The organism is Mesorhizobium sp. WSM4976, assembly GCF_029625685.1.
Taxonomy (GTDB): domain Bacteria; phylum Pseudomonadota; class Alphaproteobacteria; order Rhizobiales; family Rhizobiaceae; genus Mesorhizobium.
On record NZ_JARTVT010000042.1, the window covers coordinates 14,171 to 36,867 of the forward strand.

The 22,697-nt window shown below is 64.8% G+C and carries 21 protein-coding genes; 10 read left to right on the forward strand and 11 right to left on the reverse strand.

Annotated features, from left to right (window positions below; genetic code table 11):
• Positions 1-152: 152 nt before the first annotated feature.
• Positions 153-1,190 carry an MBL fold metallo-hydrolase gene (locus P9272_RS33025; RefSeq protein ID WP_128258437.1) on the forward strand — a complete coding sequence of 346 codons (1,038 nt, stop codon included), beginning with the start codon at positions 153-155 and terminating at the stop codon, positions 1,188-1,190.
• A gap of 116 nt (positions 1,191-1,306) precedes the next feature.
• Here the strand turns inward: P9272_RS33025 and P9272_RS33030 are convergent, their stop codons facing one another.
• On the reverse strand, positions 1,307-3,262 hold the full coding sequence (locus tag P9272_RS33030) for a transcriptional regulator (RefSeq protein WP_278164270.1): 1,956 nt from the start codon (positions 3,260-3,262) through the stop codon (positions 1,307-1,309).
• Between the two features lie 287 nt (positions 3,263-3,549).
• On the opposite strand from P9272_RS33030, the gene P9272_RS33035 reads away from it, so the two are divergent.
• Together P9272_RS33035 and P9272_RS33040 are read left to right on the forward strand one after the other, a co-directional pair.
• Positions 3,550-4,635 carry a pyridoxal-phosphate dependent enzyme gene (locus tag P9272_RS33035; protein WP_278164248.1) on the forward strand — a complete coding sequence of 362 codons (1,086 nt, stop codon included), beginning with the start codon at positions 3,550-3,552 and terminating at the stop codon, positions 4,633-4,635.
• 81 nt (positions 4,636-4,716) lie between these two features.
• On the forward strand, positions 4,717-6,198 hold the full coding sequence (locus P9272_RS33040) for an aspartate aminotransferase family protein (RefSeq protein ID WP_278164250.1): 1,482 nt from the start codon (positions 4,717-4,719) through the stop codon (positions 6,196-6,198).
• A 21-nt stretch (positions 6,199-6,219) separates the two neighbouring features.
• Here the strand turns inward: P9272_RS33040 and P9272_RS33045 are convergent, their stop codons facing one another.
• The 3 genes from P9272_RS33045 to P9272_RS33055 form a co-directional block, all read right to left on the reverse strand.
• The gene (locus P9272_RS33045) at positions 6,220-6,594 is read right to left on the reverse strand and encodes a YciI family protein (protein ID WP_278164252.1); all 375 of its coding nucleotides are present in this window, start codon (positions 6,592-6,594) and stop codon (positions 6,220-6,222) included.
• Between the two features lie 93 nt (positions 6,595-6,687).
• Positions 6,688-8,097, reverse strand: a complete 1,410-nt coding sequence (locus tag P9272_RS33050) for an ATP-binding protein (protein WP_278164254.1) — start codon at positions 8,095-8,097, stop codon at positions 6,688-6,690.
• On the reverse strand, positions 8,094-8,810 hold the full coding sequence (locus P9272_RS33055; protein ID WP_128258509.1) for a response regulator transcription factor: 717 nt from the start codon (positions 8,808-8,810) through the stop codon (positions 8,094-8,096). The genes P9272_RS33050 and P9272_RS33055 overlap by 4 nt, the downstream gene beginning before the upstream one ends.
• Positions 8,811-9,046: 236 nt before the next feature.
• On the opposite strand from P9272_RS33055, the gene P9272_RS33060 reads away from it, so the two are divergent.
• The 4 genes from P9272_RS33060 to clpS all read left to right on the forward strand — a co-directional run bounded on the left by P9272_RS33060 (position 9,047) and on the right by clpS (position 10,611).
• The gene (locus P9272_RS33060) at positions 9,047-9,355 is read left to right on the forward strand and encodes a hypothetical protein (protein ID WP_128258431.1); all 309 of its coding nucleotides are present in this window, start codon (positions 9,047-9,049) and stop codon (positions 9,353-9,355) included.
• 38 nt (positions 9,356-9,393) lie between these two features.
• On the forward strand, positions 9,394-9,675 hold the full coding sequence (locus P9272_RS33065; RefSeq protein ID WP_128258430.1) for a hypothetical protein: 282 nt from the start codon (positions 9,394-9,396) through the stop codon (positions 9,673-9,675).
• A 150-nt stretch (positions 9,676-9,825) separates the two neighbouring features.
• The gene (locus P9272_RS33070; RefSeq protein WP_128258429.1) at positions 9,826-10,170 is read left to right on the forward strand and encodes a hypothetical protein; all 345 of its coding nucleotides are present in this window, start codon (positions 9,826-9,828) and stop codon (positions 10,168-10,170) included.
• Positions 10,171-10,305: 135 nt separating this feature from the next.
• Complete coding sequence (clpS, locus tag P9272_RS33075) at positions 10,306-10,611, forward strand: ATP-dependent Clp protease adapter ClpS (protein WP_127225881.1); 306 nt, start codon at positions 10,306-10,308, stop codon at positions 10,609-10,611.
• Positions 10,612-10,773: 162 nt separating this feature from the next.
• Here the strand turns inward: clpS and P9272_RS33080 are convergent, their stop codons facing one another.
• From P9272_RS33080 to P9272_RS33095, 4 genes are read right to left on the reverse strand one after another with little or no spacing between them, the layout of a single operon-like run.
• The gene (locus P9272_RS33080; RefSeq protein ID WP_278164258.1) at positions 10,774-12,861 is read right to left on the reverse strand and encodes a hypothetical protein; all 2,088 of its coding nucleotides are present in this window, start codon (positions 12,859-12,861) and stop codon (positions 10,774-10,776) included.
• Between the two features lie 3 nt (positions 12,862-12,864).
• Positions 12,865-15,684, reverse strand: coding sequence for a DUF4159 domain-containing protein (locus P9272_RS33085; RefSeq protein WP_128258427.1), 2,820 nt, complete (start codon positions 15,682-15,684; stop codon positions 12,865-12,867).
• Positions 15,681-16,631 (reverse strand): DUF58 domain-containing protein, encoded by a 951-nt coding sequence (locus tag P9272_RS33090; protein ID WP_278164261.1) that lies wholly within the window; start codon positions 16,629-16,631, stop codon positions 15,681-15,683. The genes P9272_RS33085 and P9272_RS33090 overlap by 4 nt, the downstream gene beginning before the upstream one ends.
• The gene (locus P9272_RS33095; protein ID WP_128258425.1) at positions 16,631-17,635 is read right to left on the reverse strand and encodes a MoxR family ATPase; all 1,005 of its coding nucleotides are present in this window, start codon (positions 17,633-17,635) and stop codon (positions 16,631-16,633) included. The genes P9272_RS33090 and P9272_RS33095 overlap by 1 nt, the downstream gene beginning before the upstream one ends.
• 154 nt (positions 17,636-17,789) lie before the next feature.
• Between P9272_RS33095 and P9272_RS33100 the strand changes: the two genes are divergently transcribed.
• Genes P9272_RS33100 through P9272_RS33110 form a run of 3 tightly spaced genes read left to right on the forward strand, consistent with a single transcriptional unit; the run spans position 17,790 to position 20,331 of the window.
• Positions 17,790-18,434: a DUF1285 domain-containing protein gene (locus P9272_RS33100; protein ID WP_128258508.1), complete on the forward strand. Its 645-nt coding sequence runs from the start codon at positions 17,790-17,792 to the stop codon at positions 18,432-18,434.
• Positions 18,434-19,066, forward strand: coding sequence for a CoA pyrophosphatase (locus P9272_RS33105; RefSeq protein ID WP_278164274.1), 633 nt, complete (start codon positions 18,434-18,436; stop codon positions 19,064-19,066). Before P9272_RS33100 ends, P9272_RS33105 begins: the two co-directional genes overlap by 1 nt.
• The gene (locus P9272_RS33110; RefSeq protein WP_278164263.1) at positions 19,063-20,331 is read left to right on the forward strand and encodes a CCA tRNA nucleotidyltransferase; all 1,269 of its coding nucleotides are present in this window, start codon (positions 19,063-19,065) and stop codon (positions 20,329-20,331) included. Before P9272_RS33105 ends, P9272_RS33110 begins: the two co-directional genes overlap by 4 nt.
• A gap of 24 nt (positions 20,332-20,355) precedes the next feature.
• Here P9272_RS33110 and P9272_RS33115 read toward each other — a convergent pair whose 3' ends face one another.
• The 3 genes from P9272_RS33115 to P9272_RS33125 all read right to left on the reverse strand — a co-directional run bounded on the left by P9272_RS33115 (position 20,356) and on the right by P9272_RS33125 (position 22,456).
• Positions 20,356-21,336 carry a S8 family serine peptidase gene (locus P9272_RS33115; RefSeq protein WP_278164265.1) on the reverse strand — a complete coding sequence of 327 codons (981 nt, stop codon included), beginning with the start codon at positions 21,334-21,336 and terminating at the stop codon, positions 20,356-20,358.
• A gap of 81 nt (positions 21,337-21,417) precedes the next feature.
• Positions 21,418-21,960 carry a hypothetical protein gene (locus P9272_RS33120; RefSeq protein WP_278164267.1) on the reverse strand — a complete coding sequence of 181 codons (543 nt, stop codon included), beginning with the start codon at positions 21,958-21,960 and terminating at the stop codon, positions 21,418-21,420.
• A 310-nt stretch (positions 21,961-22,270) separates the two neighbouring features.
• The gene (locus tag P9272_RS33125; protein WP_128258421.1) at positions 22,271-22,456 is read right to left on the reverse strand and encodes a DUF1059 domain-containing protein; all 186 of its coding nucleotides are present in this window, start codon (positions 22,454-22,456) and stop codon (positions 22,271-22,273) included.
• Positions 22,457-22,697: the final 241 nt, after the last annotated feature.

Sequence of the window (22,697 nt, forward strand, 5' to 3'; positions counted from 1 at the left end):
TATTGAGGGCTGGTATCCCGTGGCCAGGGAAGGCTGTCTACCGGCGTATTATTTTTCGAAATCCATTCTGATTCCAGAAGCGTATGCAGTAGAATGTTGCTACGGCCGCCGGGGCGAGGCCCGGCGGTGAAAATGCAGCGGGGTATACGACGATGATCTTCCGCCAGCTCTTCGATTCCGTCTCGGGCACCTACTCCTATCTGCTCGCCAGCCGGCGCGGCGGCGAGGCGCTGATAATCGATCCGGTGCTGGAGAAGGTGGATCGCTATCTCCAACTGGTCAACGAGTTGGACCTGAGGCTGGTCAAGGCGGTGGATACGCATCTTCACGCCGACCATATCACCGGCCTCGGCGCGCTGCGCGACAGGACGCATTGCGTGACCGTGATGGGCGAGCAGACCAAGGCTGACGTGGTGTCGATGCGGCTCGCCGACGGCGACAAGCTTGCCATCGAAGGGCTGGCGCTCGACGTTGTCTACACCCCCGGCCACACCGACGATTCCTACAGTTTCGTCCTGCCCGACCGGGTCTTCACCGGCGACACGCTGCTCATCCGCGGCACCGGCCGCACCGACTTCCAGAACGGCGATCCGCGCCAGCAATATGAATCGATCTTCGGCCGCCTCCTCAAGCTGCCCGACGAGACGATGATCTTCCCGGCTCATGACTACAAGGGCGAGACCGTGTCGACGATCGGCGAGGAAAAGGCATTCAACCCGCGCCTGCAGGTGAAGTCGGTCGACGAATATGTGAACATCATGAACAATCTCAACCTGGCCAACCCGAAGATGATGGATGTGGCCGTGCCCGCCAACATGCGGGTCGGGTTGCATCAGGACGACATCGCCGCTCGCGGCTGGGCGGTTAGCGCGGAGCAGGCGCTGGCGCTGGTCGGGCGACCCGACGTGGCGCTGATCGACCTGCGCGAGCAGTCCGAACGCGAGCGCCACGGCGTCATCCCTGGCGCGATCCATCTGCCCTATGCGCGGCTGCAGGAGAACATCATGGCAGGCGGCATGCTTCATGAACTGGCCAAATCAACAGCCAAGCAGCTGCTGTTCTATTGCGCTTTCGGCGAGCGTTCGGCGATGGCGGTACAGGCGGCGCACGATGTCGGGATTTCCAGCGCGCGCCATATCCAGGGCGGCATCGATGCGTGGAGAAAGGCCAGCGGCCCGCTATCCCACTAGAAGCCGGCCGGGCCTAAAGCATGTCTCCCGAAAGTGGGAACCGGTTTCGGGATAAAGATGCGTAGAATCAGAGACCTAAAGCGCATGGAGCGAATCCGAAGGATCGCGACGCGCTTTTAGTTCAGCCCGATCAGCTTCGAGCCGTTGCGGAACAGAGCCTCCCCATCCCGGTCGAAGCGGAAGGTGGCGATGAAATCGTCGGCACGATAGTTCGGCAAGGTGCTGCGGATCATGGCGGCGAAGGTCCGCGCCTCGTCCTGCCGGCCGGCGAGCGCCAGGCAGTGGGCGGCGATCGCCAGGATGATGACATGGGCGTTTGGTCGCGCGGCCGCCTTCAGCGCCCATTCGGCCGCCGCTTCGAATTCGCCCAGCCTTGCATGGGCCATGGCGCGCGCGCCCATCATACCGAACAGGAGCGGATCGAACGGGCTGAGATGGCGCGAATGGTCGGATGAGCCGATCGCCGACTGCGGATCGCCCGACTGCGAATGGACGAAAGACAGCGCGTAATGGCCGAGCGCGAAGTTCGGGCTGAGATCGACGGCGCTCGCCAGTTCCAGCAGCGCGCCGTCCTGCTCGCCGCGTAGCCATAGCGCCCGTCCCATGGCCCAGTGGGCGGCGGGGTTGCGGTCGTCGACCAGCAGGCTCTGGCCGGCGCTTTCAAAGGCAAGCGCGGTCTCCCGATCGCGGTCGCCCCAGCGCTGGAAAGCGTTCTGCCAGTGGGTGAAGGACATGCCGGCATAGGCGCGCGCGAAAGTGGGGTCCAGCTTCAACGCTTCGCCGAAGAAATGCTGCGCCAGCTCGTTTTCCTGGCGGGTGAAGCGATACATGTGCCAGAGGCCGCGATGGTAGGCTTCCCAGGCATTGAGCGAATTGGGCGCCTTCAGCAAGGCGCGGTTGCGCTCCACTGTCGCGATCTCGGCGGCAATTGAAGAGACGATGCTGTTGCCGATATCCTCGATGACGATGAAGATGTCGTCGGGGTTGTGCTCGAAGGTCTCGGCCCAGACGATTCTTGCCGTGCGGACCTCGACAAGCTCGACCGACACGACGAAGCGTCCCGGCAGGCTGCGCACCGAGCCTGTCGTGACATAGTCGACATTTAGCCTCCGCCCGGCGTCTTCCGGCGCAATGTTCTTTTCGGCGAGCGCGAAGACCGAGCCTCGGGCGATGACGAAGAAATCGCGAAGCTTGGCAAGCCGCGTGATGATGTCATGCGCGAGTCCGTCGGCAAGCCCGCCACGGAAGCCGCCGGTGCCGGTGCTCTCGGCAAAGGGCATCACAGCGAGCGAAGCCCGGCGTGTCGCCGCGGATCCGGGCTCGATCGCGACGATTGGCGATTCCGAGACCGGGAAAACAGGCTCGGATCTAGTGCCTGGCGTCGCGCCAGCGTTGCGGGCTCTTATCTCCTGCCAGGCCTCGCGCAACGGCGTGAAATCCAGCTCTTCGGAATGAAACAGCTCCGCCGCGGTGGCGAGGTGCTCCTCGCCGGCGCCGAACTGCCCGCGCCGTGCCAGGTTCTCCAGCAGCGCCACATGCGCGCGGCCATCGAAGGGCGCGAGCTCCAGCCATTTGTCGATATAGGCGCCGGCTTCATCGGCTCCGCAGGGGAGAAGCGCAATGATGTGCTCAAGGACGGCGACATGGCATGCGCCGAAACGGCGGCGCTGCGCCGTCAGCCAGCTGCCGAAATGCGGGCTGCGATCGATTTCCAGGCCGTCGAGAAAATCTCCCGCGAACAATTCCGCAAGGGCCAGCAGACGGTCGAGGCCAAGCGTCGCGATCCCCTGTGCAACCGCGGCAGCCGCCTCGACGGCATCGATGCTCGCACCGCCGAGGCGAAGCGCCACGGTCTCGCCTTCCGTCTCGATCCGGCGCAAGCCTGGTTCATCGAGCGCGCCGCGCAACTTGCTCAGGCACCAGCGCAGCTCGCCGCGCGGATCGTTGGGGACATCCCAGAGAAGCTCGCAAAGGCGAGTGCGGCTAACAGGGTAGGGCGCCAGCGCGAGGTAGGCTAGCAGCGCGCGCAGCTTGCGTGACGATGGCAGCGCGACGGGAACATCGCCGCGCATGATCGCGAGCGAGCCGAGCAGCCTGATCGAAAGGTGGGCTGCATCGCTTTTCTGAGTCGACCAAACGGATTCCACGTCCGTTTCCACGCTCGCTCCCACGCTGACTGATTGATCCATATTCTATCACCAAACACGACAGGGCGCATCCGGCGGCGAGTTTTCGAGCCGCATGCGGCCTTGGCCGAATTGACGGCAAGTCAGCGCAACTAACACGGCAAGGTGTCGAAACCGCGCCGCCCAATCCGCCGGTCTGTAACCGGCATGTGAGATTTCGAGGAGAAAGATCCATGTTGCATCAATTGAAAATCAGAACCACGGCCGGGCGCGGCCGGCTGTTCGACAGCATTCTCGACACGGTCGGCGACACGCCGGTCATCCGCATCAACAATCTCGGGCCGGATCACGCGACGATCTATGTAAAGGCGGAGTTCTTCAATCCGGCGGCCTCGGTGAAGGACCGGCTGGCGCTCAACATCATCGAGGAAGGCGAGCGCAGCGGCAAGCTCAAGCCCGGCCAGACGGTCGTGGAGGCGACGAGCGGCAACACCGGTATCGGCCTTGCCATGGTCTGCGCGCAGAAAGGCTATCCGCTGGTGGTGACGATGGCCGACAGCTTCTCCATCGAGCGCCGCAAGCTTATGCGCATGCTGGGGGCCAAGGTGGTGCTGACGCCGCGCGCCCAGAAGGGTTTCGGCATGTACAAGAAGGCCGTCGAGCTCGCCGAGGCCAATGGCTGGTTCCTGGCGCGCCAGTTCGAAACGGAAGCCAATGCCGCTATCCATGAGGCGACCACGGGCCGCGAGATCATCAATGATTTCGCCGGCTCCAGGCTCGACTATCTGGTCACCGGCTACGGCACGGGCGGTACAGTGGCCGGCGTCGGCCGCGTGTTACGCCAGGAACGGCCGGAAGTCAGGATCGTGCTTGCCGAGCCGGCGAACGCGCAACTGATCGGCAGCGGCAAGGCCCAGGAGCGCGGCGCCGATGGGGCGCCGGCCGCCAGCCATCCGGCTTTCGAGCCACATCCGATCCAGGGCTGGACGCCGGACTTCATCCCCAATGTCCTGCAGGAGGCGATCGACCGGCACTATTATGACGAAGTGGTGCCGATCCCCGGTCCCGAAGGCATCAAATGGGCAAAGGCGCTGGCGCAACAAGAAGGCATCTTCACCGGCATCTCCGGCGGCGCCACCTTCGCCGTGGCGCGGCAGATCGCGGACAAGGTTCCGGCCGGCTCGGTCATTCTGTGCATGCTGCCCGACACGGGTGAGCGCTATATGTCGACGCCGCTCTTCGACGGGATCGAGGCCGAGATGGACGCCGAGGAGACCGCGCTCTCGCGCTCGACGCCGAGCTGCCAGTTCGAGGTCTGACGATACGACCGCGACGTTGCCGTTCGAAACGGCGACGTCGCTATGTGCATATGATCACCCACATGCCGGCGGGAGATACGGATGGACAGCTTTCAGGAGGCGGCGACCACGGACGAAACGCTCGATCCGCCGGATTGGACCAATGTTGGGGCGCTCTCGCACCGCATCCTCGACGACGCCATCGCCTATCTCAAGGATGTGCGTGAGCGTCCGGTCTGGCGCGAGATGCCGGCCGAGGTGCGATTGTTCTTCTCGGCGCCATTGCCGCGATCGCCGGCGCCGGTGGCCGACATCTATGACGATGTCGCCCGCAACGTCATGCCTTATCCGATGGGCAACATCCATCCGCGTTTCTGGTCCTGGTATATGGGATCCAGCAACTTCACCGGCGCGCTCGGTGATTTCCTGGCCGCGATCCAAGGCTCCAATCTCGGCGGCGGCAACCATGCCGCCGGCTTGATGGATAGCCAAGTGGTCAACTGGATGAAGCAGATGATGGGCTTCCCGGCTTCGTCCAGCGGCACGCTGGTCAGCGGCGGTTCGATGGCCAACATCATCGGCTTGACAGTGGCGCGCAACGCCAAGGCCGGCGTCGACGTGCGCGAACGCGGCGTCGACGCCATGCCAAAGCCGCTGCGCTACTATGCCTCCGACCAGGTCCATTCCTGCCACCGCAAGGCCATGGAGGCGCTTGGCCTCGGCAATCGGGCGCTGCGGCGGATCCCCACCGACGCAGGCCTTCGCATCGATATCGAGGCGCTTAAGGCGGCAATTGCAGAAGACCGCGAGGCCGGCTTCAGGCCGGCCTGCGTGATCGGCACCGCCGGTACGGTCAACACCGGCGCGGTCGACGACCTGCAGGCGCTGGCGAAAGTGGCGGCCGAAGAATATCTCTGGTTTCATGTCGATGGCTGCATTGGCGCGCTGATCGCGATCGCGCCCGAGAACCGATCGCTTGTCGCAGGTATCGAGCAGGCGGATTCGATCGCGCTCGATCCGCACAAATGGCTGCATGCGCCGTTCGAGGCCGGCTGCGCGCTGGTGCGGGACGCATCGGCTCACCGCAACACATTTGCCGTCACGCCGGAATATCTGGAATCGACGCCGCGCGGCCTTGCCTCCGGAGAGTGGCTGCACGATTACGGGCTTCAAACGTCGCGCGGTTTCCGCGCATTGAAAATCTGGATGGCGTTGAAGGAGCATGGCGTCGAGAAGTTCGGCCGGTTGATCGACCAGAACATCGCCCAGGCCCGCTACCTCGCCGAGCTGATCGAGGCGGAGCCGGCGCTCGAACTGATGGCGCCGACGACCATCAACATCGTCAGCTTCCGCCACCGGCTGGCCGGCGTGCCCGAAGAGCGGCTCAAGGTCTTCAACACGGAGATCATGCTCAGACTACAGGAAGAGGGCATCGCGGCTCTGTCCGACACCACCGTGCACGGTCGGCACTCCCTGAGGGTGGCGATCGCCAATCACCGCACGCGCCACGACGATCTCGACCTTCTGGTGCGTGAGATGCTTCGGTTGGGACGGGAAATCGAGGCGGCCGCGCCAGGAGTCTAAAGCGCGAGCGGCGGGGGTATCTCAACTGGCCGTCAGTGCGGCGCCGGGCAAATAGAGCATGATCGGTCGGATTTCGTAGACGGCGCTGGGGTTGACGCGCTTGAGATCGCGCGCGGCGGCGACCGCTTCGTCCTGGTCCGCGCAATCGAGGACATAGAGGCCGAGCAACTGTTCCTTGGTTTCGGCGAAGGGACCGTCGATCACCATGCCGTCGCCGGGACCGCGCAGCGTCACGGCCTGTGCTGTCGCGCCGAGCCTCGCCGCCGGGCCGAGCTTGCCGTCCCGGGTGAGCCTGTCATTGACCTCGAGCAGCTCCTTCATCAGTGCCGCATCCTCGTCAGGCGTCCAGGACTGGACGGTGTCTTCGATGTGATAGGCAAGGATAGCGTAGAACATGATGCGGTTCCTCATGCCAAGACGGGCGGCACTATCACAAGGAAGAGCCGGCCGATCCAGTGGCGGATTGGAACCAGCAAGCCGCCTGCTGACTCAAGCTGCCACGGGCAGCCGAAGTTCGGTCAGCAAGCCGCCGCCCGGATAATTGGAAAGATTAACCTCGCCGCCGGCGCCGCGCGCGATGTTGCGTGCAATGGTGAGGCCGAGCCCTAGGCCGCCGGTGGTGCGGTTGCGCGATTCCTCCAGCCGCACGAAGGAGCCGAACACCGCGTCCAGTTTCGCTTGCGGAATGCCGGGGCCTTCGTCGCGGATCGACAGCGTGATCGTGTCGCCCGATCGCCACACGCCGAGATGCGCCTTCTTGCCGTAGGTCACCGCATTCTGGATGAGATTGGTGACGCAGCGGCGCAGCGCCACCGGCCGCGCGATGCAGATCAGGCCGCGCGAAGGCGTCGCATCCTCCTCGAAGGATGCGTCCTCGAAAGAGTCCGCGACCGATTCCACCAGCGACCAGAAATCGATCCGCTCGGCCCTTTCCTCGGTCACCTCGAATTTGGCGAAGTCGATGACGGAGCTGGCGATGCTTTCGATGTCGGCGAGGTCGTGCGCGAGCGCCTCGCGCGTCGGCGACTTGCGCAACAGCTCGAGGCGCAGGCGCATGCGGGTCAGCGGCGTGCGCAAATCATGCGCCAGCGCCGCCGCGAGGTGCTCGCGATCCTCGACATAATCGCGCAGCCGCATCTGCATGGCGTTGATCGCCTTCGCGGCTGCGCGAATCTCGCGACTGCCGGTTTCGGCGATCGGCGGGCTCTTGAGATCATTTCCGATGCGCTTCACCGCGGTTTCCATCATCCGGTAGGGCGCCGTCAGGCGGCGCAGCGACCAGATCGACATCACCACGATCAAGCCGGCAATCAGTGAGTATAGCGGCAAGCTGTCAAGGCTGAGGATCGGCCCCGGAGGCGTGATCGGCTCGGTGAAGTTCAGCCATTGCCCATCGGAAAAGCGAAGAGAGGCCGTCAGCTTGTCGCTCTGTGCAAAATCCGCGCCCAGAACCAGCAGGTCGCGCTCGACCTGGCCGACGTCCTTGTTCACCGCCTGACCGTCCGGTACGTCGGCTTCCTGGGTGGCCGGATCGCGCCGCACGCGCGCATCGGTAATGCCGAACTTCGACAGGCGGCCGACCAGGATGTCCTCCAGCTCGGCCAGTTGGTCATCGCCGGGGATCGAAGAGGTGACGACGGGCGTGTCCGAAACCGTCAAGGCGTAAGTCGAGTTGAACAAGCCCGAAGCGGTTGCCTTGCGCCCGTCGGGCGTCGCGTCATGCATCAGCTGCACCAGCGAATAGGCGCGGTCGTTCAACCGGTAGAGATCGACGATACCGTTGGCGGCGGCCCGATCGCGCGCGACGATGTAGAGCGTCGCGACCTGGCTGATCATGAGACCGGCAATAACAATAAGCAGCACCCAGACAGGCAGGGTCTGCGGCAGGAAGCGTCTCATTCGGACGTCGTCTCGGGCAAGAACTGATAGCCGCCGCTGCGCACGGTCAGAATCAGTTTCGGCATCTTCGGATCGTCTTCCATCTTGCGACGCAGACGGCTCACCAGGATGTCGACGCTGCGGTCGAAGCTATAGCCGGTGTCACCGCCGGACAGCTCGATCAGCTGCTCGCGGGTGAGCACGCGCTGCGCGCTCTTGACGAAGGTCTGCAGCAGGTTGAATTCCGCCATGGTCAGCTCCACGCGGACGTCGTCGGGCGCCGTCAGGCGCCGCCGCGCGCAGTCCATCGTCCAGCCGGCAAAGTGATAGATCTGCTTGGCGGCCGGGCGGCGCGGCTCGGCGCTGCCGTTGCGTCTCAGCACCGCGCGGATGCGGGCCAGAAGCTCGCGCGGATCGAAGGGCTTGGGCACGTAGTCATCGGCGCCCATTTCGAGGCCCACCACGCGATCGGTCGTTTCGGTGACCGCTGTCAGCATGATGATCGGCGTCGTGTAGTTGGCGCGGATCTCGCGGCAAAGCTCAAGCCCGCTTTTGCCGGGCAGCATCACGTCCAGAACGATCAGGTCAACCGGGGTGCGGCGCAGGACCGCTTCCATCTCAGCGCCGTCGCCGGCGACCGTGGTGTGCAGACCGCGCTTCTGGAAGAACTCCTGCAGCAGGTCGCGTATGCCCTTGTCATCGTCGACGATCAGTATGTGTGCGTCGGATTTCACTGGAACCCTGTCATCTGTTGGCCAAGCAATCTCTTGGCCGACCACCCACACGATAGAATTCGGGCCACATCTTGGCCAGTGGCCGCGACCGGCGCCAGCCCGGCTTCCCCAGAAACAATCCAGAAACAAAATTCTACAGTCGGGAAAAACTGGTGAAAAATTTAAAGGCCATAACCGATGCCGTGGCGGTCAGGTGATGGCTGCGACGCAAGTTTCCGGAGTAACGGGCAAGACCAATGCAGAGGTTCTGGATCAGCGTGACGGGTGCTTTGCTCAGCATATCGCTCATCACGGCAGCGGCCGGTGCCTCTACCTCCGCAAAGGTCGCGCCGCCGCTCACCCGGACGGAGCGCTGCATCAATCTCAGCCGTCAAGTTGACGAAGCCCTCGAAACCCATGCCGCGGCAACGCAGGTCACCGCGGCGAAAGCACTGCAAAGAAAGGGAGACCGGTTCTGCGCCAACAAGAAGCAGGCGCAGGGCATCCGGATGCTCGCAAACGCTTTGAAGCTGCTTGGAGTGACACCGGTCGACCCAGATCAGTGATGCTCGAGTCCCGACCCGCACAAAAAAGGAAGCAAGCCATGAAAAAGTCCCTTCTCTCCGCTCTCGGCCTCGGTGTTGCCTTGGCCTTCTCGATGCCGGCTCTCGGCAACGCCGCCGCCACAACGACCGCTGCTCCGGCCGCGTCCACCACGACGACCACGACCGCTCCGGCGGCTGACGCGACGGCCAAGCCTGCGCCGAAGAAGGTAGCGACCAAGAAGGTCTGCAAGCCGACCAAGAAGCACAAGTGCCCGGCTCCGAAGAAGAAGGCGCCGGCTGCCAAGCCCGCCGCTGCGAAGCCGGCTGCCAAGAAGCCCTGATCCAGAGCTTGGCACCATTTTGACGGAGGCCGCTCCAGCCGATTTCGGCCGGGGCGGCTTCTTTACGGCAGGAGCCCGAAACCGGCAGGTTTCAGCCGCACCGAGTCATCCTTAACCTGATTGCAATGCCGGTGCTGTAGGACAATCCGCATGATGAAGCGGCTTTCGTCCCTGATGCGTTCGCTGACACTCGGTGGCCTGATCGCCACCGCGGCCGCGCGATCGCTGATCATCTTTACCGCAAGCCCCGTGCCGGATCCCGCCAGCGGCAGGACCGAGCCAGAGCTGTTCGCTCCGCTGATCTCTTCAAGCTTCGACTACATCACGCCGGCGCAGTCCTGGATTCTGCTCGTGCTGACCGGCATAACGCTGATCGGCCTGATCTGCTGGATATTCTTCGCTTTCCTGGAACGCGGCTCGGGCATGGACGGCGACGCCGGGTCTGGCAAGTCGGGCACCGCGGTGCGCCCCCCCGTCAGGCGCCAGGGCCGTTGACCCACCGGCAGCGCTTCCCCACATAAAGTCGATCGATTGTCCATCTCCATGTTACCCGTGCGCGCAATTGGACGTGTGATTTCCTGCGTGACAAAATGAGAGCGAGGATCAAAACTCCTCTTGCTGCTGGATCCGATGCCCGAAACCGTCATCAAACCCCGCGTCAAGACTCAGCCGAAGACAGAGCGGCCCAAGCTCTACAAGGTCATCCTGGTCAACGACGATTTCACGCCGCGCGAGTTCGTGGTGACCGTGCTCAAGGGCGAATTCAAGCTTAGCGAGGATCAGGCGCACCGCGTCATGATCACTGCGCATACGCGTGGCGTGTGTGTGGTCGCGGTGTTCACCAAGGATGTCGCGGAAACCAAGGCGACACGGGCGACCGACGCCGGCAAGGCCAAGGGCTATCCGCTGCTGTTCACCGTCGAACCGGAAGAGTAGGGCTTTATCCCTCGCACCGTTTCCGGGGAGAGGGACAGCGAGGCCGGCTTGCCGGCCGCGCAGGGTGAGCGGTAAGGCAAGCGCTGAATTCTGATTTTTGGGCGCCGACCCTCATCCGGCCTTCGGGCACCTTCTCCCCGCAAAACGGGGAGAAGGAAAAGATCACCGCCCCTCGCGGTACCACATCGAGCCGATGGCGAGCAGCAAGAGCCCGAGCCCGAGGAAGCCGCCGAACAGCGGCACGCGCGACACGGCCTTGAGCGTGCTGTCGTCGGTGGTGCGCAGGCCGATCCAGTCGTCGCCCGAGGCCGCCGCGGAGGAGCGTACTGGCACGATCGAAGGCAGCGTCACGCCGCCGGCGAGATTGGCGAGCGTGGATGATGGCGCCAGCCGCCGCACGCTGCCGCCGGTCGCCTCGGCCGGCGCCTTGAGCCTGTCCTCGGTCGAGATCACGTCGGAGAATTCCGGCGCGTTGATCGGGCCGACATGGGCAAGCGCGTTCAAGTCGCCATTGCCGATCTGGTAAAGCCCGATCTCGCTGGTCCGCAGGCTGCCAGTGAATATGCCGGGCTCGGCTTTCTCGAGCTTCACCGTCACCGTCTTGCCAGACGGCGTGATCACCTGGGCGGGACCCGGATCGTCGCTCATCGTCTGGCGACGGATCTCCAGTACCATGCCGCGGCCGTCGGCGGTCAGCCGTTCCTCCTCCAGTTCCGGCTCCTTCATGAGCCAATGGGCGATGCGCCGGTAGAGCTGGACATGCGGGCCGCCGCCCTCGAAGCCGCGCGCCCACAGCCAGCCCTGGTCGGAGAGCAGCATGCCGACACGGCCTTCGCCCTTGCGGTCAAGCAGGAGCAGGGGGCGGTCGTCGGCGCCCTTCATCACCACTTCGCCTTCCGGATTCTTGACGCCGATGGTGCGGAACCAGCGGCTCCAATGCGGCGGCTCGCTTGCCGAGCCGTCGAGCCCACGCGTCACCGGATGGCGCTGGCCGAGATCGGTCAGGCGCGGATAGAAGGCCTTGTCCACCACTTCGCCGGTCGGCATGGCCGGCAGCGCGGCGTTGAGCGGCGTGCGAGCGATGGAGTTCTCGCCGGCATATTCGGGGCCTGCGGCAATCAGCAGCGCGCCGCCCTTTTCGACATATTCGGAGATGTAGTCGTAATAGAGGATCGGCAGCACGTCGCGGTGCTGGTAGCGGTCGAAGATGATCAGGTCGAAATCCTTGATCTTCTCGACGAACAGCTCGCGCGTCGGGAAAGCAATCAGCGACAGCTCGTTGATGGGCGTGCCATCCTGCTTTTCCGGCGGGCGCAGAATGGTGAAGTGGACGAGATCGACCGACGCGTCCGACTTCAAAAGGTTGCGCCAGGTGCGCTCGCCGGCATGCGGCTCGCCGGAGACCAGCAGCACGCGCAGGTTCTCGCGGATGCCGTCGACCAGGGCGATCGCCCGGTTGTTGGCGTCCGTCAGCTCGCCGGGCTCGCGGTCGATGCCGAGCTGGACGATGTTGCGGCCGGCGTTGGGAATGGTGACCGAGAGCTTCATCGGCTGGCCGACCGTCGCGTGCTCGACCGAGACCTGCTGGCCATTGACCGAGACCCGCACATCCACCGGGGCGCCATTGCCTTCCGTCGAAATGACTCGGTAGCTCATATCGAGCGGCTTGCCTACGAGACCAAAGCGTGGCGCGTTCTCGAAGCGTATACGGCGGTCCTTCTCATGCTCGCTGCCGGTGATCAGCGCATGCAGCGGCGCGTTGAATTCCGGCGTTCCGCTGGGTGCGTCATGCACCTCGCCGTCGGTGATCATGATCGCGCCGCCGATGCGCGACGGCGGCACGTCGCGGAAGGCGCCTTCCAGCGCGCTGAAAAGCCTGGTCTCGGTGCGCTCGTCGGCGGCCTCCGACTTGCCGGCCTCGACAACGCGGACATCGAATTGCTTGAAGCGGCCGAGACGTTCCTGCATCCCGGCCAGCGCCTCGTCGGTCTGCTTGGTGCGGTCGCCGATATCCTGGCTCTGGCTGCGGTCGACGATAAGCGCAACGATGCTCTTCAGCGCCTCGCGCTCCTCCGAGAGGAACACGGGGTTGAGCAAAGCCGCTGCAAGCGCGAGCAGCGCGATGAAGCGCAGCGCCGAGCCGCGCTGGCGGAACCACAGGCCGACCAGCGCAAGCAAGAGCAACGGCACGAACAGCAGGCCGAAGACTGGCCAGGAGACGAGCGGCTCGAAGGAGATTGACCAGTTCATGGGCTACTGCCCCAGCCGTTCGAGCAGAACGGGCACGTGCACCTGATCGGATTTGTAGTTGCCGGTCAGCATGTACATCATGATGTTGACGCCGGCGCGCAGCGCATAGACACGCTGCATTGGGTCCGGCGGCACGGTCGGCAGCATCGGATCGCCGTTCTCGTCGACCGCCCAGGCGCCGGCGAAATCATTGGCGGTGATCATGATCGGCGAGACGCCGTCGCCGGTGCGCACGGGGCGATTCTCGGTGTTGCTGGCGTCGAGCGAGGCCTCGACCCACAGGGGGCTGCCGCTGAAGCGGCCGGGGAATTCCGGAAGGATGAAGAAGGATTTGGTCAGCACGTGGTCCGAAGGCACCGGCTCCAACGGCGGCACGTTGAGATTGGCGAGGATATCTCGCAACCGCTCGGTGGCAGGGCTTGCCGAGCCAGCGCCGATGCCGTTGGAAAACTGGTCGCGCGTATCGAACAGAACCGTGCCGCCCTGCTGCATATAGGCATCGATGCGGGCGATCGCCGCCTGGCTGGGCATCGGCGCCGACGCATCGATCGGCCAATAAATCAGCGGGAAGAAGGACAGCTCGTCCTTGGCGATGTCGACGCCGGCCGGCGGGCCGGGCTCGAGCGCGGTTTTCTCGATCAGGAAACGGGTCAGGCCTTCAAGACCGGCGCGGCTGATCGAATCGACGCCGGGCTCGCCGGTGATCACATAGGCGATGCGGGTCTTCGAAATGTCGTCGATCGCCTGAGCGTCGCCCGGCTTCGAATCGTCGGCGCGGGCGAGATCGGCGTGGCCGAAGAGGCCGCCCAGAATGACCAGAACGGCGGCTGTGGCAGCCACGGCCGCGCGGCGTGGCCGGCGCGCCAGCAGGCCGCCCATCCAGAACACGGCCAAGGTGTCGAGCGCCATCAACAGCAGCGCGACGACGACCAGCGGCCCCTTGAGGTTTTCCGATTCGTCGAATGCATAGGGGATGGCGGTCACCGGAAGCGAAACCTGCGGGCGGACCAGCGGCGCGAAGGTGCTCGACGCGTCCAGGAGATTATGCGCGAACACACCTGTCTCGGAGCCGTAAAGGCCGGGCGGATTTTCCAGTGTCACCGGCATCGGACCGGCGCCGGGCACCAGCGGGCGGGCATCGGGCGAGGGGGGTGTGAGCATGCCGTCGGCGCCGATCATGCGGTACGGTGCCAGCGAAGCGGCGGTGGATTCGGCATTGGCGATCGCCGCGCCCTGGTTGCGCGACAGCTGCACGACGCGCCGCAGCATCTCGACGAAAGTGCCGGAGATCGGCAGGTTCGACCAAGTCGCCTCGGGCGTGACATGGAAGAGCACCAGCGTGCCCTTGTCCTTTTTCATGCCCGTCACCAGCGGCGTGCCGTCGGCAAGCGTGGCCCAGGTGCGCTCGACGATGTCGGGCGTCGGCTCGGCCAGAACCTGCCGGCTGACCGTCACCTCGGAGGGTGGGGAAAGATCGGCGAAGGGACCGTTCTTCGGGAATTCGGTGACCGCCTGCGGTGTCGTCCAGGACAGCGCGCCGCCAAGCGCGCGCTCGCCGCTGCGAAGCCGGACCGGCAGGAGGTCATCGTCATTGCCGGCCGCGGCAAGACGCGGGCCGGCAAAACGCACCAGGGTGCCGCCCTTGTCGACCCATTCCACCAGACGCTGCCTGACCTGCTCCGGGATGGTGCCGACATCGGCCATGATGATCATCGCCGGCTTCTGGTCGAGGAGCTGCGGAATGGCGTCGGCGAGGTCGGCGCTCGAGGGTTCGACCAGGTCGGCAAAGGGCTGCAATGCGCGGCGGATATAGTAGAGCGCCGACAGTAGCGGCTGCGCCTGGTCGGCCTCGGCCTGCGACAGAAGGCCGACGCGACGTCTTTTGGAGCTCTCGTCCAGCACACGCACGGCGCCGGCCTGGTGCTCGCCGTCGAGCGCGATCGAGGCGAAATCGTTGCGCAGCTCGAATGGAACCGCCATCGTCGCCGTGGCGGCGGCTTCGCCGGGCGAGAAGGTCAGCGTCGCATCGGCGATGCGGCGGCCCTTGTCGTCAAAGGCGCCCGCGGTGACCTGCGCCGGCGCCGGATTGCCCGGCGCGCGAATGGCGGTCAAAGCGAAACCGTCGACCTGGTTCTCGGCGCTGATCAGGCCAGTCACCGAGGGCCGGTCGGACGTTGCCCAGACCAGCCGCTTCGCGTTCCTGTCGAGCAGCGTGTTGAACGCCGCCTCGTCGCCTTTGGCGGCAAGCCCATCGGCGAGCACCGCAACGCTGGCGCCGGGCAGGCGCTCCAGCGCGGCGGCGACGCGGGCATAAACCGCGGGCCTGTCGGTCGGGATCGGTCGTGGCTTGGCGGCGCGCAGATGGTCGAGCGCGGCCGAGGCATCGAAGGGGCCGATCTCGGCGTTGGGCTTTTCGGCGGTGAAGGCGATGACGATCGGCACGCCGTTCGATCCGGCGTCGGCGATCAGCCGCTCGGCGGTGGCGACGCGCTTGCCCCAGTCGGCGGCGCTTGCCCAGCTGTTATCGATGACAAGCGCCAGGGCGGAACCTTCCGCCGGCAGCTTTTCGCGCGGATTGAAGACCGGCTCGGCCAGCGCCATCACCACAAGCGCGGCCATGAGCAGCCGAAGCAGCGTCAGCCACCACGGGCTTTGCTGCGGGGTCTCCTCGCGTCTGAGGACGCGGGCCAGGATCTTGAGCGGCGGAAAAACTTCGGTCTGCGGCTTGGGCGGGGTGAGCCTGAGCAGCCACCAGATCACCGGCAGCGCCAGAAGGCCCCACAGCACCATGGGCGCCCCGAAGGAAAGCGGCAGCCAGCTCATGCGACGGCCTTTCCAGTGGCCTGCGGGGCATGACCTTTATCGGTCAGCCCTGCATGACTGCCGTCGGCGGTCATTGCCATGTGGACGCGCACCAGCGCTTCGGAAGCGAGACGGTCCGTGTGGTTGACCGTAAAGCTCCAGCCGAGACGCTTGCACCATGCAGCCAGCTCCTCGCGGCGGACCCGGTAAAGCAGGCGGTATTCCTCGGCCAGCATCTCGGCGCGGCCGGCGGTCAGCTTGTCGCCAGTCTCCGGATCGGCGAACTCGGTGCGGCCGGCATAGGGGAAGGTTTCCTCGGCCGGGTCGGCGACCTCGATAAGATGCGCGCGCACGCCGTGGCGAGCGAGCACCTCGAGCCAGGTCATGGTTTCCTCGACCGGGTCGAGGAAATCGCTGACGAGCACGATGTCGCAGAAGCGGCGGATGGCCGACAGGTCGGGTTTGGCAGGCTGCGCGGCGGCGTGGCTCAACTGGGCAGCGATGCGCTCGGCGCCGTTGCGGGCGGTGAACGGGTCGGTCAGGCCCGGCCAGGCGATGCGCTCGCCACTGCGCGACAAAAGCTCGGCCAAGGCGAGCGCCAGCACCAGCGCGCGCGATTCTTTGGAAACGCCCGCGCCGGTGGATTTGTAGAGCATGGAAGGCGAGGGATCGGCCCAGAGCCAGACGGTGTGCGCGGCTTCCCATTCGCGGTCGCGCACATAAGTATGGTCGTCTCTGGCCGAGCGGCGCCAGTCGATGCGCGAGGAATCGCCTTCGACATAGGGCCGGAATTGCCAGAAATTCTCGCCGATTCCGCGTTTGCGGCGGCCGTGCCAGCCGGCGATCACCGTGTTGACGATGCGCCGCGCCTCGACCAGCAGGTCCGGCACCAGTGAAGCCCGCAACCGGCCACGGGCGAGCGCGTCGCGCGTCGCAACCGGTGCCTGGACCTCGCCTATTTGACCCATTAGATGCCTTTTGCCAGCTTCGCCACCACGTCGCGCACCGAAGTGCCTTCTGCGCGGGCGGCGAAAGTCAGTGCCATGCGATGCTGCAACACCGGCTCCGCCAAGGCACGGATGTCGTCCACCGACGGCGCCAACCTCCCATCATATAGGGCGCGGGCGCGGGCGCACAGGGTCAGCGCCTGACTGGCGCGGGGTCCCGGCCCCCAGGCGACATGCTTGTCCGTGTCGGCATTGCCCTGTCCGGGCCTGGCCGAACGCACCAGCTTGAGGATCGCCTCGACGACGCTTTCCGGCACCGGCATGCGGCGGATCAGCGTCTGGATTTCCTTCAGTCTCGCCGGCTGCAGCACCTTGTCGGCCTTGGCTTCGTCGATACCGGTCGTTTCGAGCAGGATGCGACGCTCCGCATCGACGTCCGGATAAAGGATGTCGACCTGCATCAGGAAGCGGTCGAGCTGGGCTTCGGGCAGCGGGTAGGTGCCTTCCTGTTCCAGCGGATTTTGCGTCGCCAGCACATGGAAGGGCGAGGGCAGGTCGTAGCGAGCGCCGGCAATGGTGACGTGATATTCCTGCATAGCCTGCAGCAGCGCGGACTGCGTGCGCGGCGAGGCCCGGTTGATCTCGTCCGCCATCAGCAATTGCGTGAAGATCGGCCCGGAAATGAAGCGGAAGGAGCGCTTGCCGAACTCGTCCTGTTCCATCACCTCGGAGCCGAGGATGTCCGAAGGCATCAGGTCGGGGGTGAACTGGACGCGGCGCGAATCGAGGCCGAGCACGATGCCCAGCGTTTCGACCAGCTTGGTCTTGGCGAGTCCCGGCACGCCGACCAGCAGCGCATGGCCGCCCGCCAGCAGCGCCACCAATGTGCGCTCGACGACCGCTTCCTGGCCGAAGATCACCCGGCCGACAGCATCGCGGACCCTGGAGATGTCGGCCAGCGCCTTTTCGGCTTGCTCGATCATCGCTTTCTCGCTGATCGGGCTTTCCTTGATCATCACGCTCATGCCGCTCGATCCTTGTGGTTGGAGACACCGGCCCGCATTCTCAATGTCGCAGAATGCCGCGATTCGGCTTCGCCCGGCGCCTGTGAATGAACTTAAATCACAGACTTGGGCGGACAAGGCTGACAATCGGGACAACAGTGACTATTTCGTGACCATGGCCGAACGCAGCGAACATCGTGAACAGAGCCCGGACAGGCAGAGCTTGACGAGTGCTACCGAGGCGCGCGGACTTGAGGCGCTGGTTTCGCGCGCCGCCCGCGCGGGCAAGGGGCCGGCGCCGGTCGAGCGCTGGAATCCGGACTTCTGCGGCGACCTCGACATGGAAATCAAGGCGGACGGCACCTGGTTCTATCTCGGCACACCGATCGGTCGCATGCCCTTGGTGCAGCTCTTTTCCAGCGTGCTGCGCAAGGATGCCGACGGCAAGACGTATCTCGTGACGCCGGTCGAACGGGTCGGGATCCGCGTCGTCGACGCGCCTTTTATCGCCGTCGAAATGAATGTGTCCGGGAACGGCGACGAGCAAGTCATCACTTTCCGCACCAATGTCGGCGATGTGGTGACCGCCGGGCCTGGCCATCCGCTGCGCTTCGTCGATGAGGACGCAACCGGCGGGCTGAAACCCTACGTGCTGGTGCGCGGACGGTTGGAGGCGCTGGTGGCGCGCGCGGTGATGTACGAACTGGTCGCGCATGGCGAGGAGATCAACATCGACGGCAAGGCGATGTTCGCGGTCCGCTCGGGGGGCGAGGTCTATCCGATCATGCCGGCCGAGAAACTGAAACGGCTAAGCGCATGATGGACCAGGTGACGCGGGTCCCGTTTTCGATCGCGGATTTCCGGGTGCGGGTCGCCGCGCAGGCCGCGACCACCCCTGGCGAGGATTTCGGCGATCATCGCTTCAATCCGGATCACCCCAGGCTCCAGCACGTCAAGCCGCTGCGGGACGCGGCCGTGCTCATCCCGGTCGTCGACCGCGCCGAGGGCGCCATGGTGCTGCTCACCAAGCGCGCCGAGAAGCTGCGCAGCCATTCCGGCCAGGTGGCCTTTCCAGGCGGAACGATCGATCCGACCGACCCCGGCCCCGAGGCAACCGCGCTGCGGGAGAGCTTCGAGGAGATCGGCCTCGATCGCGACCATATCGAGATCATCGGCCGCATGCCGGATTATGTGTCGGGCAGCGGCTACCGCATCGTGCCGGTGCTTTCGGTGGTGCGGCCCGGCTTCTCGCTGACGCTCAATGCCGACGAAGTCGACGCTGCCTTCGAGGTTCCCCTGAGTTTCCTGATGGACCCGGCCAACCACACGCGCGACAGCCGCATGTGGAACGATCTCGAATGGTTCTTTTACGATATGCCCTATGGCGACCAGCGAATCTGGGGCGTCACCGCCGGCATCATCCGCACGCTGTATGAAAGGCTTTATGCGTGAGCGTCGAGGTATCCCTCTCGGGCCAGGCTCGTTGGCTTGGCGACAAGCCCCTGCAGCAATTGCTTGCCGCGCTGAAGCAGGGCGGCGAGGAAGCGCGAGTCGCCGGCGGCGCAGTGCGTAATGCGCTGCTTGGCCAACCCGTGGCCGACATCGACATCGCCGCGACGACACTGCCCGAAGAGACCATCCGACGCGCGGAGGCGTCCGGCTTCAAGACGGTGCCGACCGGGATCGAACACGGCACCGTCACCGTGATCGCGGGCGGCAAGCCCTATGAAGTCACCACTCTGCGCGCTGACATCGAGACCGACGGCCGACGGGCGAAAGTGACGTTCGGGCGTGACTGGAAGCTTGACGCCGAGCGGCGCGACTTCACCATCAACGCGCTCTATGCCGAAGCCGACGGCACCGTCGTCGATCTTGTCGGCGGCATTGCCGATATAGAGGCGCGGCGGCTGCGTTTCATCGGCGACGCGGAGGCGCGCATCCGCGAGGATTATCTGCGCATCCTGCGCTTTTTCCGTTTCTTCGCCTGGTATGGCGACGGCCGGCCCGATGCCGAAGGCTTGAAGGCCTGTGCCAGGCTGAAGGAGGGGCTTGCCCAGCTTTCGGCCGAACGCGTCTGGTCCGAACTGAAGAAGCTGCTGTCGGCTCCGGACCCCTCGCGCGCCCTGCTCTGGATGCGCCAGGCCGGCGTGCTGTCCGCCGTGCTGCCGGAAAGCGAGAAATGGGGCATCGATGCCATCCACGGCCTGGCCAGGACCGGGAAGGATCTCGGATGGACCGCCGATCCGATACTGCGGCTCGAGGCAATCGTCCCGCCCGATGCCGCGCGTATGAAGACGCTTGGCGAGCGGCTGCGGCTTTCGAATGACGAGGCCGCTCGCCTGCGGCATTGGGCGCTGACCATCGCCCCGGACGCGAAGACGACCGAGACCGAACTGGCCAAGAAACTCTACTACGGCGACCGCGGCGGCTATCTCGATCGTATTCGGCTGGCGCTTGCAGCTGCGCGGACGCGTGCCTTCGAGGACAATCAGGCGATGATGGAGGCCGGCGGCCTTTCACGCCTGCTCAACTTCACGCTGAAGTGGTCAAAGCCGGTGTTTCCGATCAAAGGCGCCGACTTGACAGGCCTTGGCGCGTCACCGGGGCCGAAGCTCGGCGCGACGCTGAAGAACCTCGAAAGGGAATGGGTCGGTTCGGGCTTCACGCTGGAACGCGGCGCGCTCATGGAACGCGCCGCGCAGGCCCTGGAGCCTTAGTCCGCCGGGCTACCGGCGCGCCTGTCAGTGTATCGCCACAGGAGCCAGCGCCCGCGAGAGACTTGCCTCGCCCTTGCCATAGATGGATGGATCGTAGTTCACCAGCGTATCGGTGCGGGCCGTGTTGAGCAGGTCATTGGTGATCTGAGCCGGCGTCGCTTTCGTGAACTTGCTGCCGATGATCGCGGCGTAGCCCGAGATGATCGGCGCGGCGAACGAAGTTCCGTAGAGGCCCGTCTTGTCGCCTTCGACGCCGACCACGAGGAAATGGCTCTGCACAAGCGGGTTGGAGCCGGCGTAGTTGGAATACCAGGCAAGCTGCGCCTTGTTCGCCGTGGTGCCGTTTGTCGACAGCGCGCCGGCGAAGATCGCCGTCGGCTTGCCGATCAAGGCAAGGTCGAGATAGTCCTGCTGACCACCTGTGACGCCGCCGACGGCGACCGAGTCATTGCCGGCCGCCTTCGAGACTACGGCCGTTCCCTTGGTCGCATAGTTGATGATCGACGCCTCTTCCGGAGCCCACCAGATCTGGTTCACGCCGTAGCCCGCGGTGGTGTACATCCCGTAGCTGAGGTTGAGAACGTTACGCCCGCCGGCCAGCGAGACGGCCGAACCCGTCGAGAAATCCTTGGAGCGGATGGTTGCCGAGGGGGCGATCATGCTTGCCTCCTCGCGCGTCCATTCACCGTGCCGCTGTGTCTGCACGCCTATGCCGAAATTGCCGGAAAAGCGTGATGTGCTGCTGAAGTCGTCGACGATGGTGATGGTGACGCCCTTGCCCTTGTAGCCGGCGGCCCACGCGGCGCCGACGTCGGGGCTCATCCAACTCTGTACGGTCTGCGTCGTCCGCGCGACCGGGATCGTGGCGCTCACGCAGATGGGCCCGCCGCCATGGCAGAGCGCAGCCATTTCGTCCGGGCTGAGAGCTTCCTGCGCCGATGCCATCGGCGCCGAAAGAATAGCCAAGGCGGCGGCGAGACCGAACTTCAGGAACTTAGCCGACATGTTGATTCTCCAGTCAAACAGATTCAGGACGTGCGATTGTGAGTTTCGGGACAAGATGACTTCATTTGCCAGCCCCTCCGATCAGAAGGTGAGACGGTAGTTCAGCCAGAGATGCATGGTCTCCGGCTTGGCGCTGACCAGATACTTCAGCGTTTGCTCAGGCGCGGTCTCGCCCGCCGCCAGCCGGCAATTGACGCTGTAGGTTCCGAACTCGCCGTAGTCGGCCTCGCAAGGCTTTTCCGTCAGGTTGCCGCCGATGACGGTGGTGAGCGACAGGGACAGCGTGCTGTTGGGATTCGGATGGGTCTGAGTGAGAAATCCGAGCTTGAGGCTGGGCTCGATACGATATTTATCGGCTTGCTCGCCGGTGCCGAACCCCCAGAGAAAGCCCGTATCGGGCGTGATCTGAGTGAGGAAGTCGACATGCATGTCGACCCAACTCGCGTGATACCAACGGCTGAAGGAGACCCAGCTTCCGCTCTGCAATTCATAGCCGCCAGCGCCGAGGCCCCTGGCCTTGTCGCTGAGCGGAGAACCCTGATGGATATCGACGAGCGAGGTGGTCCATTCCTGGGCGGGAGCCGCGGACGCAAAGAGGAGGGCGCACAAGAGGAGCGCCGCCATGCAAAGACCGCCTGGGATTTTGGACCGTTCGCGCACGCGGGAAAACACCTCGCCCACCATTCCGGCATCGCCTTGATGACAAAGGGGGCGTCGGGCGCCTCCTCTAGCCGGATAATGCGCCGCAGAATCGCACGCGCACCGTTACCGCGAGGTTATCTATGCTGTTACGAATATAAGAATTCTCTCGAATTACGCACGATATTGCATGGGCCGGCGATCGTAGGGATCGACGGCAAACAGCGGGACGGGACGGAAACCGTCTTGCCCGTCTCGTCTGTCGGCTTGCTACGTTGAGGCTTGATCCGGCCGCTCAGGCCGCGTCGCGGGCCTTCTGGATGCGCGAGCGGATCGCCTCGATCATCGTCTCACGGATGATGGTCTCGCCATGCGTTTCGCGCATATGCTCGACGGCGCGGCGCATCACCTCGGCTTCTTCGTCGGCGCGCGTGTGCCAGTCACAGCCGGGAACCAGCGATCCGCACTGAAATTCCTTCATGGGATTTCCTTTCTTCGCTTCGGAGCCGTCCCGCCCGACCTCCAGCCGTCTTGTTCTTATGCAATCCGCTTGGTAGCCACTGTGGGTTTCGGCGGATTGCCCGAACGGATATCAATAACACATGCCGCCGTTTTCGGTTGCACGAAGTTCGCGCCGAGTTCGCACGGCGGGAAAAAAATCGCCGAAGCCGTCAAGATCATGAAGTAGCGACTGCAGCGATTCCTGAAGCTGCGCGGTTGAG